At 32.5% G+C, this 15,911-nt stretch carries 17 protein-coding genes and 2 riboswitches; of the genes, 2 read left to right on the plus strand and 15 right to left on the minus strand.

The window, feature by feature from the left end; all coding sequences use genetic code 11:
• Window positions 1–58 precede the first annotated feature (58 nt).
• Window positions 59–481: a universal stress protein gene (locus THYS13_RS05500; RefSeq protein WP_042833504.1), complete on the minus strand. Its 423-nt coding sequence runs from the start codon at window positions 479–481 to the stop codon at window positions 59–61.
• The gene (locus THYS13_RS05505; protein WP_042833506.1) at window positions 474–1,610 is read right to left on the minus strand and encodes a cation:proton antiporter; all 1,137 of its coding nucleotides are present in this window, start codon (window positions 1,608–1,610) and stop codon (window positions 474–476) included. Before THYS13_RS05505 ends, THYS13_RS05500 begins: the two co-directional genes overlap by 8 nt.
• Before the next feature lie 183 nt (window positions 1,611–1,793).
• Window positions 1,794–1,853: riboswitch (Fluoride riboswitch) on the minus strand.
• 216 nt (window positions 1,854–2,069) lie between these two features.
• Here THYS13_RS05505 and THYS13_RS05510 point away from each other — a divergent pair.
• Entirely contained in the window at window positions 2,070–2,699 is a 630-nt protein-coding gene (locus tag THYS13_RS05510) for a class I SAM-dependent methyltransferase (protein WP_003870832.1), read from the plus strand.
• Window positions 2,700–2,716: 17 nt separating this feature from the next.
• Here the strand turns inward: THYS13_RS05510 and THYS13_RS05515 are convergent, their stop codons facing one another.
• The 13 genes from THYS13_RS05515 to THYS13_RS05570 form a co-directional block, all read right to left on the minus strand.
• Window positions 2,717–3,142 (minus strand): hypothetical protein, encoded by a 426-nt coding sequence (locus THYS13_RS05515; protein WP_042833507.1) that lies wholly within the window; start codon window positions 3,140–3,142, stop codon window positions 2,717–2,719.
• Between the two features lie 27 nt (window positions 3,143–3,169).
• Window positions 3,170–3,319, minus strand: coding sequence for a hypothetical protein (locus THYS13_RS14240; RefSeq protein ID WP_156770930.1), 150 nt, complete (start codon window positions 3,317–3,319; stop codon window positions 3,170–3,172).
• A 213-nt stretch (window positions 3,320–3,532) separates the two neighbouring features.
• Window positions 3,533–4,507 carry a LacI family DNA-binding transcriptional regulator gene (locus THYS13_RS05520; RefSeq protein WP_003868037.1) on the minus strand — a complete coding sequence of 325 codons (975 nt, stop codon included), beginning with the start codon at window positions 4,505–4,507 and terminating at the stop codon, window positions 3,533–3,535.
• Between the two features lie 156 nt (window positions 4,508–4,663).
• Window positions 4,664–5,632: a carbohydrate kinase gene (locus THYS13_RS05525; RefSeq protein WP_042833508.1), complete on the minus strand. Its 969-nt coding sequence runs from the start codon at window positions 5,630–5,632 to the stop codon at window positions 4,664–4,666.
• 66 nt (window positions 5,633–5,698) lie between these two features.
• Window positions 5,699–7,174, minus strand: a complete 1,476-nt coding sequence (locus tag THYS13_RS05530; RefSeq protein WP_042833510.1) for a glycoside hydrolase family 32 protein — start codon at window positions 7,172–7,174, stop codon at window positions 5,699–5,701.
• A gap of 19 nt (window positions 7,175–7,193) precedes the next feature.
• Entirely contained in the window at window positions 7,194–8,021 is an 828-nt protein-coding gene (locus tag THYS13_RS05535) for a carbohydrate ABC transporter permease (protein WP_042833511.1), read from the minus strand.
• Window positions 8,021–8,911 carry a carbohydrate ABC transporter permease gene (locus THYS13_RS05540; protein WP_012268656.1) on the minus strand — a complete coding sequence of 297 codons (891 nt, stop codon included), beginning with the start codon at window positions 8,909–8,911 and terminating at the stop codon, window positions 8,021–8,023. The genes THYS13_RS05535 and THYS13_RS05540 overlap by 1 nt, the downstream gene beginning before the upstream one ends.
• A 74-nt stretch (window positions 8,912–8,985) precedes the next feature.
• Window positions 8,986–10,305 (minus strand): ABC transporter substrate-binding protein, encoded by a 1,320-nt coding sequence (locus THYS13_RS05545; RefSeq protein ID WP_042833512.1) that lies wholly within the window; start codon window positions 10,303–10,305, stop codon window positions 8,986–8,988.
• Window positions 10,306–10,490: 185 nt separating this feature from the next.
• Window positions 10,491–11,312 carry a hypothetical protein gene (locus THYS13_RS05550; RefSeq protein WP_052210468.1) on the minus strand — a complete coding sequence of 274 codons (822 nt, stop codon included), beginning with the start codon at window positions 11,310–11,312 and terminating at the stop codon, window positions 10,491–10,493.
• A gap of 16 nt (window positions 11,313–11,328) precedes the next feature.
• The gene (locus THYS13_RS05555) at window positions 11,329–12,516 is read right to left on the minus strand and encodes an MFS transporter (RefSeq protein WP_042833513.1); all 1,188 of its coding nucleotides are present in this window, start codon (window positions 12,514–12,516) and stop codon (window positions 11,329–11,331) included.
• Complete coding sequence (locus THYS13_RS05560; RefSeq protein WP_082990373.1) at window positions 12,506–12,931, minus strand: HEAT repeat domain-containing protein; 426 nt, start codon at window positions 12,929–12,931, stop codon at window positions 12,506–12,508. The genes THYS13_RS05555 and THYS13_RS05560 overlap by 11 nt, the downstream gene beginning before the upstream one ends.
• Window positions 12,928–13,257 carry a hypothetical protein gene (locus THYS13_RS05565; protein ID WP_042833515.1) on the minus strand — a complete coding sequence of 110 codons (330 nt, stop codon included), beginning with the start codon at window positions 13,255–13,257 and terminating at the stop codon, window positions 12,928–12,930. The genes THYS13_RS05560 and THYS13_RS05565 overlap by 4 nt, the downstream gene beginning before the upstream one ends.
• Window positions 13,250–13,906 carry a DUF6062 family protein gene (locus THYS13_RS05570; RefSeq protein WP_042833516.1) on the minus strand — a complete coding sequence of 219 codons (657 nt, stop codon included), beginning with the start codon at window positions 13,904–13,906 and terminating at the stop codon, window positions 13,250–13,252. Before THYS13_RS05570 ends, THYS13_RS05565 begins: the two co-directional genes overlap by 8 nt.
• Before the next feature lie 52 nt (window positions 13,907–13,958).
• A riboswitch (Fluoride riboswitch) is annotated at window positions 13,959–14,018 on the minus strand.
• A gap of 215 nt (window positions 14,019–14,233) precedes the next feature.
• Between THYS13_RS05570 and THYS13_RS05575 the strand changes: the two genes are divergently transcribed.
• Window positions 14,234–15,895 carry a penicillin-binding protein 2 gene (locus tag THYS13_RS05575; RefSeq protein ID WP_042833517.1) on the plus strand — a complete coding sequence of 554 codons (1,662 nt, stop codon included), beginning with the start codon at window positions 14,234–14,236 and terminating at the stop codon, window positions 15,893–15,895.
• Window positions 15,896–15,911 lie beyond the last annotated feature (16 nt).

Genomic DNA, 15,911 nt, shown 5'->3' on the forward strand with positions numbered 1-15,911 from the left:
TTCAGATATGGAGTAACCATACCTGAATTTCGATTCCTTCTATATAAGTTATTGCATTCTACTTCACAATGAGAACAGAACATTTTGCATGCCTTGCTATATTTTCTGCTACATTACCAATAATATACCTTCTTACACCGCTGGTACCTTTCTCCCCTACAACAATCAAATCACACTCATGCTTTTCTGCAAAGCGAATTACTGAATCTACAGGATGACCTGGTATCACCTCTGTAAATATTTTTATCCCCTTTTCATTAGCCAATTTTCTCGCATTGCCAAGAATTTTTCCATAATATAATTTTGCTGCATTTAAAGCTTCATCCACTTCATCTCTCGAATTTACAAATTCCGGGATATTGGCAACTGAAATTAAATACACCTCACAGCCACCATTTATTTGCGCTAATTTCAAAACATATTCATAGGCTTTATTTGCGTATTCTGAGCCATCATATGCGAGTAAAATTCTTTTAAACATTTTCTCCACCTCCAATTAAATTATCTGTTTCTGGCCTGTAAAACCTTTCTGCAATCAAGGTGGGTATAATTGCGCTTAAAATAACTACAGTAACAAGAACAGTATATTGGTCTACTGTTATTATTTTATGAGATAATCCAAACATTGCTGAAATTGTTCCAAAAGTAAGTCCTGTAGACATTAGAAGTGTGGTATACGTTCCTTCTCTTTTAGAGAATTTAAACATCAAAGTAGTAGGTTTAACACCTATATATTTTGTTGCAATTTTAATTAAAAACAGTATTACAATCAATAGAATATTTGAGATTACACCTGGAATAGAAACAAACAATCCTGCTTTTAAAAAGTAAAAAGGTGTAAAAATTGCAAATACTATCGAACGCATACGGAACAACAGATTTTTTTCTTTCATAAAAAACCCTGACACTGCTAACCCAAGTATATACGCTGGAAGTACAGCTTCACTATTTGCCATTGACGCTAAACCACCTGTTAAAAACACCAGGAAAAATAAATATTTTATCTCCAACTGACCTACTTTATTGCCATATACTTTAAAGAATTCTTTTGTAACAGAGGGCATAAGCCCAGTTATTAATGCTGTAACAACTATAAACAATAGCATCCATTTATTATAGTTCGCAAACAAAATTCCAAGCATTAAAACTGTTCCAAGATCATTTATAAAGCAAGCAGCTAAAATAATTTTACCAAGTTCGCTCTCATTAAGTCCGCTTTCCACCATTACAGCATATACTACTGCAACGGAAGTTGTTGAAAGGGCAATACCCGCGATTTCAGATGCTTGCAATGTCCATCCCGCCACAAAGTAAGTAAAAGCAAATGCTCCTGCAAAAGGGAAAATAAAAGCTAAAATCCCTATTGTGATACTTTCTTTAAATTTCGACTTTAAAACTACTGGATCAACTTCTGCCCCAGCTAAAAACGTCAAGTAAATACTCCCAACACCTCCCAAAAAATTTACCCAATCATTCGTTTGAAATCCTAAATAATTACCAGCAATAACCCCTACCAAAATCTCAATTAATGATATTGATATACCTGTCCAATCTGCAATTAATCCTGCTAATAAAGCCAAACCCAACCACCAACTGTAAGTCAGCCACATTGGTATAACCTCCTAATTGCATTATTTTCTCTTATTTAATATTTTGGTGTATTTATGGTAGGAGCTATCAGCATCTTAGTGCATTAAGCGAGCTCCATCGCTGTAATAATTTTATAGCACTCAATATCCATCCCCTTTTTACTATCACCCCCTAAAAAGCAAAATAGTTCCTACTGGCTTTTACACCAAGTAGGAACTATCAGCCTTTCGGCGGTTGAAGTGAGTTCCATCACTTTTTATACAATTGTCAATATCATTATACCCAAAATGTAAAAACTTTGCAAGATAGTAAAAGCTAAAGATATGCGTATATTTCTGTTATATGATATAATGAAATCAAGGAAAGATTTATTAAAGAGTGTGTCTGACTTTTAAAGTGTAACTTTCAAAGAATAAACCTATGAGTTTTGAAAGGCAAGAAGAAAAAGTAGAAAAAAGTTTCAGAAAGGATGAGAAATTATGCCTAAAATATCTGCTTTTGAAAAACATTTTGACAGATATGAAGAATGGTTTGAAAAAAATGAATACGCCTATCAATCGGAATTAGATGCTGTAAAATTGCTTATGCCGAAATTTGAAAAAGGGTTGGAAGTAGGAATCGGAACTGGAAAGTTTGCAGTACCTCTAGGTATAAAAAGCGGAGTAGAACCTTCTTATCAAATGAGAAAAATTGCTTTAGAACGGGGTCTTAATGTGGTAGATGGAGTAGCAGAAAATCTTCCGTTTGAAGACAACTCTTTTGACCTTGTTTTAATGGTGACGACTGTATGTTTTGTAGACGATGTGCTAAAATCCTTCAAAGAATGTTTTAGAGTACTTAAAAATAGCGGTACGATTTTAATAGGCTTTGTAGATAGAGAGAGCACAATTGGCAAAATATATCAAGCAAATAAAGAAAAAAGTCTATTTTACAAAGAAGCAACGTTTTATTCTACAAGTGAAATAGTTGAATTGCTTTACGAAGCAGGATTTAAAAATTTCAATTTCTCACAGACCATTTTTAAAAAACTTGATGAAATAAAAGAAAAAGAACCTGTAAGATATGGCTTTGGCAAAGGCTCCTTCATAGTAATAAGCGCTAAAAAATGATATTTGAACTACACTTTTTAAAACAAAGCTTTTATTACGTTGTCTAAAAAATCCCCTTCTTTGGGTTGCGTATCCTCTTTTGATTCTATTTTTTCTATCAATGTACCTGATAAAACAATTTGCACATTTTGATTTCTATCCACAATTATTGAGATAGGTTCCAAAGCTCCACTAAGTATACCTAAAATAACCATTATCTGTGAAGGGGTTAAGACTCCCTTCTTTTTTTCATCTCCTCCTTTTCCACCTGTATTATCTTTTTCACCATTTTCCCCATTCCCTTTATCACCTTTCCCTCCATCTACATCAGGATGTTCTCCACCTTCTTCATCTTTATCCTCCTCCTTATTTTCTTTTTGACCATTCTCTTCGCTATTTTCCCTTAATCCTAGCTTTAATAGCAAATCTTTCAATTGGGATTCTAAATTATCCGATGAAAACATGTATTTTCTCCCCCTATAACTTTTATGTCATCTTATTGGCAGTGGAAAAATTATTATCGCTGGCTCTTCAGGTTTTGCATAACCCAAACCGAAATAGAGAATCAACGAAAGTACAATTACAAGCAAATAAGCATTTAATCCTTCTTTTTCTTCTTTCATAGCGATCACTCTTTTCATAAAATTTTATATACTCATTTTTATATATGATTTTATAGTTTGTCTTGTGCTTGTACTGAATAATAAATATAGGCCTCCACATTAGTATGGAAGCCTATGCTTGTTGGCAAAGTCAGAAATTTATAAATATGGTATATTCCATTTAAGCTAATGTTTGGGCCAGCACACAAAATTATACATTTAATTGAATAAAAAAGTCAAGAAAGTTCAAAATTACGTAGTCTCCCTCTCTATCAGAGTTATAGGCAAAATATTTTCTTTTTCCACCTTTTCACCATCTATTTGGCGTAATATCAGTTCAATAGCTTTTCTTGCTATTTCTTTAATTGGTTGTCTTACGGTTGTTAAAGAGGGAACTACCAAATTAGCAACATTTATATCATCATAACCTACAATTTTCAAATCCTGAGGTATTTTTTTATTTAACTCTTTAGCCACACTTATTACAGAAGCAGCGATTAAGTCACTGCTGGCAAATATACCATCAATGTCTGGATGTTCTTTAAAAAGGCCTCTTACTATTTTTTTATATTCTTCTATTTCAAATCTATTTAACTTTGTTTCTACAACAAAATACTCAACATTCTCTTGTGTTGCTACCTCTTTAAACGCTTTATAACGGTTATTAGCCGGTGTATTCAAAATCAATGGTCCGCTTATGTGAGCGATTTTTTTACATCCCTTTTGTATCAAAAGTTTTGTAGCCAAAATTCCACCTTTATAATTGTCTGAAGCTACATAAGGTATATTGGAATAATATCTATCAATTGCCACTATAGGAAGTTTCACATTTAAATATTGCTCTGCTTCTAAGGTATGACTGCCAATAATTATACCATCAACTTGATGTCTTTTCAGCATATCTATATATCCTTTTTCTTTGCTACTATCTTGCCCAGAATTGCACAACAAAATTTTATAACCTTCTTGATAAGCATAATATTCTATATAACCGGTCAATTCTGCAAAAAAAGGATGTGATACATTGGGAATTAATAAACCTATTAAATAGGATTTTTTTCTGTATAAGGACCTTGCTAATTCGTTAGGCTGGTAATTTAATTCTTTCATCGCCTCATAGACTTTTTTTCTCGTTACCTCGCTTATATAACCTCTGTTATTTAAGACCCTTGATACAGTCGTAACAGTAACTCCTGCTTTTTTCGCTACGTCTTTTATAGTTGGCATGTTTATCACCTTCTATTACTACTTTTTATCTCCTCTTCTATTATACCTTTATCGTCATTACAATTAAAGTTTTCTTTGAGACAGTAAGTGTATTAAAATCGCTTTTCTTTCGCTTAATTTAGCCTACAAAATTTTTATATGGACTAATGGCATATTTTACAACGATTTTACACCATGTACTAGTAAATATTTTACTTCTTCTAATGTTGGCATTGCAGGAATTGCTCCTCTTTTAGTTGTGCATAGTCCACCGGTAGCATTAGAAAAGTCAATAATTTTTTCGAGTTCTTGAGTTTTTAATTTATCTAGGGGATAATCTATTTTTGATATATTATAAAGAACTCCTCCTAAAAAAGCATCTCCAGCTCCTGTTGTATCTACCACATTTACACGATATGCAGGTATATGTCCTGTGCCCGATGTATGTCTATAATAGCAACCTTTTGCTCCTAAAGTTACTAAAACTAGTTTTATCCCCAAATCAAATAATGTTTTACTGCCATATTCCAAGTTTGATTCTCCAGTTAGAAATTGTAGTTCGTCTTCAGATAATTTCACTATATCTGCATATTGTAATCCCAAAACCATTTCTTTTTTCGCAACAGTTTCATTTTCCCATAAAGGTGGTCTCCAATTTGGGTCATATGAAATAATTTTTTTATTTTGTTTTGCATATTCAATAGCTTTTAATGTGGCACTTCTCGAAGGTTCATCTGTCATAGATAAAGACCCAAAATGAAATATTTTTCCTTTTTCTATTAAATCCAGTTCAATATCCTCTTCTTCCAACATTGTGTCAGCTCCCGGATTTCGATAAAAAGTAAAGCTTCTGTCTCCTTTGTCATCAAGATGTACAAAAGCAAGAGTTGTATTTGCTTTTGTAGCAAATTTTAAACCGTCAGTATTAATTTGATTATTTTCAAGCACTTTTTTTAAAAAATATCCAAATTGGTCATCACCTACTTTACCTATAAAAGCACCTTTTCCTCCTAATTTTGTAACAGCAGTTAACACATTTGCAGGTGCTCCCCCAGGATTCATTTCAAATAGTGTATTTCCATTATCAGAAAACCCTGCAGGAGTAAAATCAATCAGCAACTCACCTAAAGCTATAACATCATACATTATAATCACCCCACACAGATTTTATTTTACACTGTGGTAACGCTAACTTTAAATTTATCAATAAATTTAATCTACAACAATATCCCATTTATTTAAATAATTAATTTTGCATTCCCCTTTGGAATATACAGATATATTTACCGAATTTTTGCTAGGATATATCCTTCCACTCATTACTTTTTCCCCATCATTAATAAATATCTCAACCGAACTTACATCTACAAATACTCTGAGTTTAAGTTTATTATTTTTTAAAGCTACATTTATTTTCCTTTCTCCTTTAGGCCCTATACCTGATTTATTGCGGTCAAATATAAATAATGATTCATCTCTTTTATATGATAAAATAGTTTCTTCATTGTCTCCTTTTCTTATTTTTAAACCAAATTCCTCTGCTTTCCCCCCCTCAAACTCAACTTCAAGTTCATAACAGTCACCATATGTGTCTAAGTTTTTTTCTCCATCTATCTTCAAGTTTATAAGCTTATAATGATTTTTTCTGTAGTTTTCTATTTCTTTAATCGGCCTAAAATATAATTTACCATTAACCATTAAAATTTCCCTTGGTAATGTTATGGCTCCAGCCCAATTATGGCCTCTTTCCTGTGTTGGCATAACTTCCCACCACATATCCATCCATGCAACCATAAGCCTTCTTCCCAATTTATCACTAGTAGTTTGTGGAGCATAAAAGTCAAATCCATAGTCAATCTGTTGATAACCATCAATATCAAACTTAAATATCCCTTTGTTTATGTCTAAATCTCCAATAAAATATATAGATGAGTGAGTACTATTAAAATCATTCCCTCTAGTCTTTATATGTTCTGCAGATACCATCAGTACATGCCTGCCCTGTAATTCAAATAAATCAGGACATTCCCAATTGTAACCTGTGTTTTCATTCCCTCTCGCAAGTATATTTACAAAATCCCAATCTTTTAAATTTGTTGATTTATATAATAAGACCTGCCCGTGTCCATTTCCATCATTTGAACCTAACATCATGTAATAATATTGTCCGTTTTTAAAAACTTTAGGGTCTCTAAAATCCTTTTTACTTGCTTCTTCTGGAATTTGTTTTTCTCTAATTACAGGATTTTTACTGTATTTTATGAAATTAATGCCATCTTTCGAGTAAGCCAAATTTTGAACCTGCTTATAATCTTTACTCTTATCAGGTCCTGTATATATGTGTCCAGTATACAGTAAACATAACATATCGTCTTTTTCAATGGCACTACCTGAAAAACACCCATCTTTGTCAAAATCATCTCCCGGCACTAACGCTATTGGAAGATAAGACCATTTAACCAAATCCTTACTAATCGCATGCCCCCAATGCATTGGACCCCAAACTGCTTCATAAGGGTTGTGCTGATAAAACAAATGGTAATTACCTTTGTAATATATAAATCCATTGGGGTCATTAATCCAACCATATTCACCCATTAGATGGTATTTCAATCTATACTGTAAATTTAATCTACTCTTATTTGCTTGAATATACTTATTTGCATCATTTATATTTTTAAGTTCCAATTCTACTACCTCCAGACCTTTATTTTATTGAACCCTTTAAAACGCCTTCTATAATCTGCTTTTGCATTAGTAAATATGCAATTATTACAGGAATTGTAGCTAACATAAGAGCTGCCATAGCAGGCCCATATTCAATCGTGTAAGTTCCATAAAAATAGAAAACAGAAAGCGGTAAAGTTCTCTGCTCTGGCGCCATGAGTACTAAATATGGCAATAGAAAGTCATTCCATATCCACAAAATATCCAATATAGCTATTGTTGTTGTTACTGGCTTCAAAAGCGGAAAAACAATTTTAAAGAAAGTCTGAAGCTGGCTGCACCCATCAATAGTAGCAGCCTCTTCTAATTCCAATGGTATACTCTTTATAAAACCGTGATACATAAATACGGCCAAAGATGCACCAAAACCTACATACATATAAATCAATGCCCATTTGCTATTCATCATGCCGATAGAACCATATATTTTTACAAGGGGTATCATTATCCCTTGGAAAGGAATAATCATAGATGCCACCATAAAAAAGAACATAAACTGATTAAATTTCCACTTTTTTCTTACAAGAATATAAGCAGTCATTGATGACAGCAATGTAATCAAAAATACACTAAAAGCAGTTATAATCAAAGAATTCAAAAAAGCATGTAGATAATTCATTTTTGTAAAAGCATCAATATAATTGCTTAAATTCAGCACCGACGGAAGCTTGAGTGGGTTTTCTAGGATTTCCTTTCTCTCTTTAAAGGAATTAATTAAAACTATAAAAAATGGAAATATATAAAGTACCAAAAAAATACTTAAAGCAAAAAATTTTATTCCACCAAGTAGGCGATTTTTCTTTTCCATCAATTTTCCACCTCCAGCTTTTTGCTAAAATACACTTGAAGCAACGTGACAGCCGCTACCACAAAAAAGAGAAAAAACGCCTCTGCTTGACCAATACCATACTGCTGACTTAAAAAAGCAGTGTTATATATGTGAAGTGATATGAGTTCGGTGCTTTTATATGGTCCTCCATTTGTCAAAGCCAAGTTTATATCATAAACCATAAACCCTCTTTGTAAAGTCAAAAAAACACTTATAGTAAAAGAAGGCACCATTAATGGAAGTATCACATTTTTTAGTCTTTGATAAGTATTTGCTCCGTCTATACTTGCTGCTTCTAACAAATCTCTCGGTATATTCATAAAACCTGAAATATATATCACCATCATATAACCAGTATACTGCCAGACTGTCACAATCACCAAAGCCCAAAAAGCTTTGTCAGGATCTGACAACCAAGAGCCTGACAAAATTGGTATATTATATGATTTTCCTAAATATACTAAAATGTTTGAAAAAATAAATTGCCATATAAAACCTAACAATATTCCGCCTATCAAATTGGGAGTAAAAAACCCTGCTCTAAAGAAATTTTGGCCTTTTACGCCACTCGTTAACATATAAGCCAAGAAAAAAGCTATGACATTAATTAATATTACTGTGAAAAATACATATTTTAGTGTCAATAAAAAAGATGTCCAAAATACTTTATCTTTAAATACTTGTAAATAATTTGAAAAACCTACAAAAGCATGTGTAGCAGAAATACCATTCCAATCAGTAAAAGTTAAATATATTCCATATAAAAACGGTAGTATTATTACTGTGAGAAAAGCAAAGGTAGTAGGTCCTGCAAATATCAAGTACGTTTTGAGTTTAGCCAACAAAGTTTTTTCTTGTTCCACACTCATATCCTCCTTTACTTTTATATTGAATAACGGATAGACAATAACATTCTATCCGTTATTCAATCAAATCTTACGTATTATTGAACATTTTTCCAATAATTTTCTATTTCATCAATCAAGCCTTTTCTGTCAATTTTGCCTGCTAAATACTTTTGCATTGAAGCTCCTAACTTTGACCAGTGGTCTGGTGGCAATGTAGTCATAAACTCTAAAGTATTGCCACTCTTAACATACTGCAAAATAGATTTAGCAAGGGGATCTTGCGGTTGTAAAGTTATATTTTTAAATGCAGATATAATGTTAAGTTTGTTCACAAGCATGTCTTGACCTGTAGAGTTGTATACCAACCAATCTAAAAATTTCTTAGCTGCATCTTGCTGCTCAACACTATTTTGTGTTTTATCTATGCCGATAAATTTTGTTACACCTACAGGTATACCTGAATTACCATAGTCATCTTGGCTATTGCTGATTGGTACAGGTATAAAGCCGTATTGTCCATTTGCAGTATCAAATTCTTTTATCTGTGGCCATGCCCAATTTCCCATAAACCAAAATCCAACTTCACCTTTACCAATAAGCTCTGGTCCTCTATCATAAGTCGGAGATAATGGATCATTTTTATCTATGTTGTACTTTTTCATCATGTCAAAAGTATCCATTAAGCCATTAAACACTTTATTATTTGCTAAATCAACTTTTCCCGCTTTTAAGTCTGATAAAAATTGAGCTACTTGAGCAGGATCTTTAGATTGATCCGCATACGCTATTGAAAGGAAATGGGCGCCTAAAGACCAATCCATTGGAGAAATTTCTAGTGCTTTAGCACCTGTTGCTTCTACTTTTTTAAATGCTTCTTCTAAAGCATCTCTCGTCTTTATAGAACTCGGATCAAAGTTTCCACCATAAGCCTTGTCCAGTACAGCCTTGTTGTAAATAAGTCCATATCCTTCAACAGCAAACGGAAACGCTATAACCTTTCCATCCACTGTAGCTGCATTTAAAGCACCATCTATTGCATCTGAAACCCACTTTTCACTGCTTAAATCTAAGAATTTATCTTTGAATTTTGCTATATCACCTGGATCTAACATTGCCATTGTCGGTGCATTACCAGATGCATACATGGAGGTAACCTTTTCAAAAGGTGACTGACCGGCTGCTGCAGGAATGACTTCTACAGTAATATTCGGATTTTCTTTTGTAAAAGCTTTAGCTGCATCTTCTAATTGAGCCTGAATTTCCCCCTTAGAATTTAGCAAAGTAATTTTTACAGTCTTTGTTGCCGTAGCAGTACTATTACTTTCTCCATTATCGCTGCTTTTTGTACCACAGCCTGCCATGAGCGAAAAAACCAATGCAAACGTCAACATAATGGATAAAATTTTTCTCTTCATGACAATCCCCTTTCTTTAAATTTTTTAGATTTACTCTTATTATACTTGATTAATTTTTATATGTCAACCGTTTGACATAAATTTTTTGATAAAATGTCAACCGTTTATAATACGGTTGACATTTTTGAAACTTATTAATATTATAATAGATTGTATCTTGCTATTTTGTTAATTTGTTCAACTAATCATTCTACCTTTTCCTTTTGTGAAAATTCAAATCGTGACTTAAAAACATTAGAGCCAGATACATTAATAGATAAATTTAAAAACCCAGTTTCTTCCTCATCAATGTACGCATTTAAAATCTTATGTATAGGAATATAAATCCATATACCACCATATTTTACATCTTTTATAGACTTTGCATTTTCTTCTTGTAATATTATTAATTCTTTATTTGTAAATATAATCATATGAGAAGTGGATTTTATTCTTGTAAAAAATTTTAGGTATGGTACCTTTATCTCCTGTTGATATAAAAAATCTATTACCTTTTCTCCATTCAATACAGCTTTTTTTGCATAATTCATAAATTTATAGTTTACATCCCTTAAACAGTCAAAGATATGTAATTCCTCTTCTACCTCCCGTACATCTATATCACACAATGATATTCGTAATTCATCGATTATAGGCTTAAATATATTTTCAACAACAGTATTGTACTCAACAAGAGATGATTTTGTTTCACCATTTACATCTCCATTTATTTTTAACCACGAGTACAACAATATAGAACCGTTTTCAATATAATTGATATTTTGAATGGGATATGAAACAGCGTCAATATTACCTTTTATACTTTCAAGAAAAACGATGCTATTTTCATACAAAAGTATAAGTTTATCATTTGTTTTTTTTCTGCCCCAGCTATCAGCAGGAGCATATATAGCATTTAAAAACTGGCTTGAATCTTTAAAGTTCTCATCATAGTAAAATTTAAATATTTCTGGAATTTCACTGTAGTCTCTCACATTTCTTGCCCAGGAATCTACATCAGACGGCATTTCTCTCACCCCCCTTTTAATTTTTTTCAATTTTAAACAGTGTTATTAAAACAACTGCCATTATGGAACATAATGCTCCAAAGTAAAAGGGTGCAGCAGGAGATACTTTATCCCACAAATATCCAGCAATAAAACTTGCGGGAAGTGCGAGTAGTCCCATCGATGCATTATACAGCCCAAATGCAGTTCCTCTATTACTATCATCGACTATATGTGCAACAAGAGACTTTGCAACACCTTCCGTTGTTGAATAGTAAACCCCATATATCGTGTACAAAACCCAAATATGCCACGGCAATTTTGCTAATGCAAAACCGAGATATGTAACTGCATAAATAATCCAACCTAACCTTATTACATTAACTCTTCCTATTTTGTCAGACAATACTCCACTTGGTACTGATAATAAAGCATAAAACAGATTAAACATAGCTATAATTATCGGTATCGTTGAATCTTTTACACCAACACTGCGTGCTCTTAAAATCAAAAATGCATCACTACTGTTGCCAAGCGTAAATATCAGCATTACAATGAAAAACAGCAGAAATTTTCCCTTAAAAACAGACAAATCTAATTTGAAAGATGAACTTACTCTTTCACCCTTTTGCTCCACTACAAATAAACCTATGAGGATTATTGTGATAAAAGCTACAAGCCCAGCAATCAAAAATATTAATCTGTACTTTATAGAATCTATATATTTGGCAAACAAGAGCATTAAACCGGCAGTAATCAATGGTCCAAGGAAGGAACCTAATGTATCAAGCATTCTTTGAAATCCAAACGAAAAACCCATATTTTTCATTTTAGAAGATTTTGCAACAAGTGCATCTCTCGGCGCATCTTTTGTACCTTTTCCAATACCATCAACCAGTCTCAACCAAAAAACCATTGCAGCACCATTCGTCAATGGCAGTAATACTCTTCCAACAGCGGAAAATAAATATCCAATAAACACAATCGATTTTCTTTTACCAATCTTATCTGAAATTATTCCGGATATTATTCTCATAAGGCTTACAACTGTAGTGACACTTCCCTCTATTAAACCTACCATTTCTTTACTCAGTCCCAGAATCTGCGTATAAAAAGTAGGTAAAATAGGTACAATCATATCCTGACTTAATCCACCAAAAAATGCAACCCACCCCAAGACTTTAATGTTATTATTCTCATTGTTTTTTATTTCTTTATTTTCCAATTGACTCACCCTCCTTATTTGCCACTCTTGTTTTAATCTTCTCCAAAGAATTTTCAATGATATTTTTTGTTAAAACTGAGAATTTATCTTTGTTTTCTAAAAGAAACCTGTGAGACTCTTCTCCACCAATCTCTCCAAGAGCCCAAACAATAATCTGTTCAATATATGGGTCCTTTTTACCCCCATTATTGCGTAAATGTTCTATCAATACTTTTTCTGCTTTTTTTATTTTAAGTTCTCCAATTATTTTTGCTGCCATATAAGCTACATTATAATCCGGATGATTTATGGCTTTTATAAGTTTTTCACTGTAATCATCATCTGATATATTTTTAAAATCATATCCGCAATTTGAGCACTTTTCTTCTCCAATTTCAGCTATTTTAAAACACATAGGACATATATATCTCATTATTCATCAACCCTTATACCTAAAGTTTTTTTAAGATATCTATTTTCAGACTCATAACCTTTTAATCTTATTTCAAGTGTTTGGTTGTCACGCATCAACTGGAAATTTTTAAATTTCATTGCAGAGTATTTAGACGCCATAGAAATAAGCTGTTTTCTTAAGTCATCTTCATTAGGATTATCCCTTTCTATTTGATATGCTTTAATCCCCATTTCAAAAATAGCTCTATATGCGTCTTCTTCTGTAAAACCATCTTTTTCAAAGTCAGCAACTAACTCTTTGATTTCTTCAAAGCTTTCATCAGTAATTTCAAAAGAAATCCTAATCATAATAACCACCCTTCAATAATTTCAATGCTCTTTCAATTGAATCCTTAGAGTCATACCACGGTTCATCCTGAAATCTATAATCAAATTTTGTTATAAACCATTCGAGGTCATTAATATTTTTTTCAATTGCAGCTTCATTTATTTTAAATATTTTCTCAATTTGTGGTGTAACATCCTTTGCAGTTTCCATAAGCATATTTAAGTGGTGGAAACATAATCTAGACACGCCTTCAATGTGCCTTTCAACAAAATCTTTATCAGCATGTAAGATATCTATCAATATATGCATCTGGTATTTATCTCTTTCACTTAAATAATCACAAATAAGGCATTTGTTTTTTGTTTCTTTCCCTCTTTTTTTCTTTAAAGACTTACGTTTGTCTGTAATCTGCTGCAATTTATAACTGATATTTGCTTTTAATGCAATTGCCAAACCTAATTTATCATATGAGTTATTCAATAATTCCAAATGATAATGGCAAAAACTTGTCTCTCTTATTTTGAAATACATTTCAGGGTCTTTTAAAACCTCATCTTCAAACAAATGCTCACAATAGGCTTTTTCTTCGTCTTTTATAATCTTACATATTGGACAACCTCCCTTATATTTTTCAAAAACCTCATACAATGGAATAAATTCTAACTTCATGCAGATTCTCATCCTCTCTTTTTTGTCAAATAAACAAAAATGACTTCTACGAAAGTGCGTAGAAGCCATTAGCCTTCACGGCAATAAGGTGAGCTTCATCACCCTTATTTAATTTTTCTCTATAATATATTATACATTTTTTAAACAAAAACACAAGTGAAAAGGCTATATATTAAAAACTGTTTTTCGGTTTGGATTTATAATTTTTGCTTAACATTTAATAAATCTTAATTATTTTTATCTTTTTATCTAATTATACCACAAAAATATCTATGGTATAATTAGATTGGATAAACAAAATCTTTATAAAAAGGGGTTAGGATAAAATTGACATCATATGTAAAAAAGCGAACATTTACCATATTTATCTTTCTTTCTATCATGTTTTTCGCCCTTATCGTAAGGCTTATATGGATACAGGGTATAAACTCTGAAAAACTTGCCATGGCAGTCGAAAGGCAAAGTACTGCTGATATCATATTAAAGCCTCAACGGGGCAATATTTATGATGTAAACGGGAATATCCTTGCCTGTAATGTTCCAGCAGGAGATGTATTTGCGGCTCCTAAATTTATAAAAAATCCACAAAAAGTTTCAGAAGAACTCTATAAATATTTAAATATGGACAAGGACTCACTTTATAAAATTCTTTCAAATAAAAACTCGGAATGGGCTGTACTTGGTAGGTCCATTTCTCTAGAAGATATAAACAAAATAAAAAGTCTTAACATACCAGGGATATATGTAGAAGATACTTTTATGAGAAACTATCCCAACGGTAAAATGCTATCACAAGTATTGGGTTTTGTAGGAATTGATGGGAACGGTTTGTATGGTCTTGAATATTCTTTAGATAAATACTTAAGTGGTATCCCTGGTCGTGAAATCTCTCTTGTTGATGCAGAAGGTAGAAAAATAGGAGTCCCAAGCAAGCTTTACAAACCTACAAATGGTGATAATATTGTCCTTACAATTGATTCTGTAATACAAAGTTATACAGAAAAAGCTATAAAAAATGCTTATGAGAAATATAAACCAGAAAATGGTATAACAGCAATAGTCATGAATCCCAAAACAGGTGAAATCCTAGCAATGGCAAATATACCTGATTTTGATCCTAATAACCCTCAAAAAATATCCTCACAAGACTATTGGTCAAACCCGGCAGTCTCTAGCATTTATGAGCCTGGTTCCGTCTTTAAAGTAATTACTGCTTCTGCTGCTTTAGAATCAGCGGTAGTTACACCTGATGAGCAATTTGACGACCCCGGTTATTATATTGTATCAGGACGTAGAATTAATAGCTGGACAAAATTAGGTAAGATAAACTTCGAAGAAGCTATAGAAAAATCTAGTGACACGGTTTTTATGCAGGTAGTAGAACGATTAGGTGTCGATGCCTTTTATAAATACATACAAGCTTTTGGTTTCGGCACTCCAACAGGAATTGAGCTTCCTGGAGAAGCCAGTGGAATGATTTTGCCAAAGTCAAAGATATATCCTGTCGACCTCGCTACTATGTCCTTTGGACAAGGAATCGCTGTAACTCCAATCCAAATGATTACGGCTTTTTCTGCCGTTATAAATGGTGGAAACCTTATGGTCCCACATATTGTAAAATACATCGAAAACGGCGATAAAATAATTAAAGAATATAAGCCTCAAATAGTTAGACAAGTTATCTCTAAAAAAACTTCCGATACAATGAAGTATATACTTGAAAAAACAGTAACAGAGGGTACTGGTCAAGCGGCACAAGTACCTGGATATACAGTAGGTGGAAAAACAGGTACAACAGAAAATTATGCTCCAGGAAAATACGTAGCATCATTTGCTGGATTTGCACCAGTTGAAAACCCAAAAATTGCAGTATTAGTTCTTGTTAAAAATCCAACACAAAATGGACATATGGGAGGAGAAGTAGCCGCGCCAATAGCACAAGAAATATTAAGAGATACTCTTAGGTATTATGACACAGTAAAAAAGTAAAAAAAATAATAATACC

The sequence above is a fragment of the Thermoanaerobacter sp. YS13 genome (assembly GCF_000806225.2).
GTDB lineage: Bacteria > Bacillota > Thermoanaerobacteria > Thermoanaerobacterales > Thermoanaerobacteraceae > Thermoanaerobacter > Thermoanaerobacter uzonensis.

Excerpts from the sequence above, each read along its gene's own strand:
- THYS13_RS05500 (WP_042833504.1), bottom strand. The coding sequence starts at position 481 with ATGTTTAAAAGAATTTTACTCGCATATGATGGCTCAGAATACGCAAAT.
- THYS13_RS05505 (WP_042833506.1), bottom strand. The coding sequence starts at position 1,610 with ATGTGGCTGACTTACAGTTGGTGGTTGGGTTTGGCTTTATTAGCAGGA.
- THYS13_RS05510 (WP_003870832.1), top strand. The coding sequence starts at position 2,070 with ATGCCTAAAATATCTGCTTTTGAAAAACATTTTGACAGATATGAAGAA.
- THYS13_RS05515 (WP_042833507.1), bottom strand. The coding sequence starts at position 3,142 with ATGTTTTCATCGGATAATTTAGAATCCCAATTGAAAGATTTGCTATTA.
- THYS13_RS14240 (WP_156770930.1), bottom strand. The coding sequence starts at position 3,319 with ATGAAAAGAGTGATCGCTATGAAAGAAGAAAAAGAAGGATTAAATGCT.
- THYS13_RS05520 (WP_003868037.1), bottom strand. The coding sequence starts at position 4,507 with ATGCCAACTATAAAAGACGTAGCGAAAAAAGCAGGAGTTACTGTTACG.
- THYS13_RS05525 (WP_042833508.1), bottom strand. The coding sequence starts at position 5,632 with ATGTATGATGTTATAGCTTTAGGTGAGTTGCTGATTGATTTTACTCCT.
- THYS13_RS05535 (WP_042833511.1), bottom strand. The coding sequence starts at position 8,021 with ATGGAAAAGAAAAATCGCCTACTTGGTGGAATAAAATTTTTTGCTTTA.
- THYS13_RS05540 (WP_012268656.1), bottom strand. The coding sequence starts at position 8,911 with ATGAGTGTGGAACAAGAAAAAACTTTGTTGGCTAAACTCAAAACGTAC.
- THYS13_RS05545 (WP_042833512.1), bottom strand. The coding sequence starts at position 10,305 with ATGAAGAGAAAAATTTTATCCATTATGTTGACGTTTGCATTGGTTTTT.
- THYS13_RS05550 (WP_052210468.1), bottom strand. The coding sequence starts at position 11,312 with ATGCCGTCTGATGTAGATTCCTGGGCAAGAAATGTGAGAGACTACAGT.
- THYS13_RS05565 (WP_042833515.1), bottom strand. The coding sequence starts at position 13,257 with ATGATTAGGATTTCTTTTGAAATTACTGATGAAAGCTTTGAAGAAATC.
- THYS13_RS05570 (WP_042833516.1), bottom strand. The coding sequence starts at position 13,906 with ATGAAGTTAGAATTTATTCCATTGTATGAGGTTTTTGAAAAATATAAG.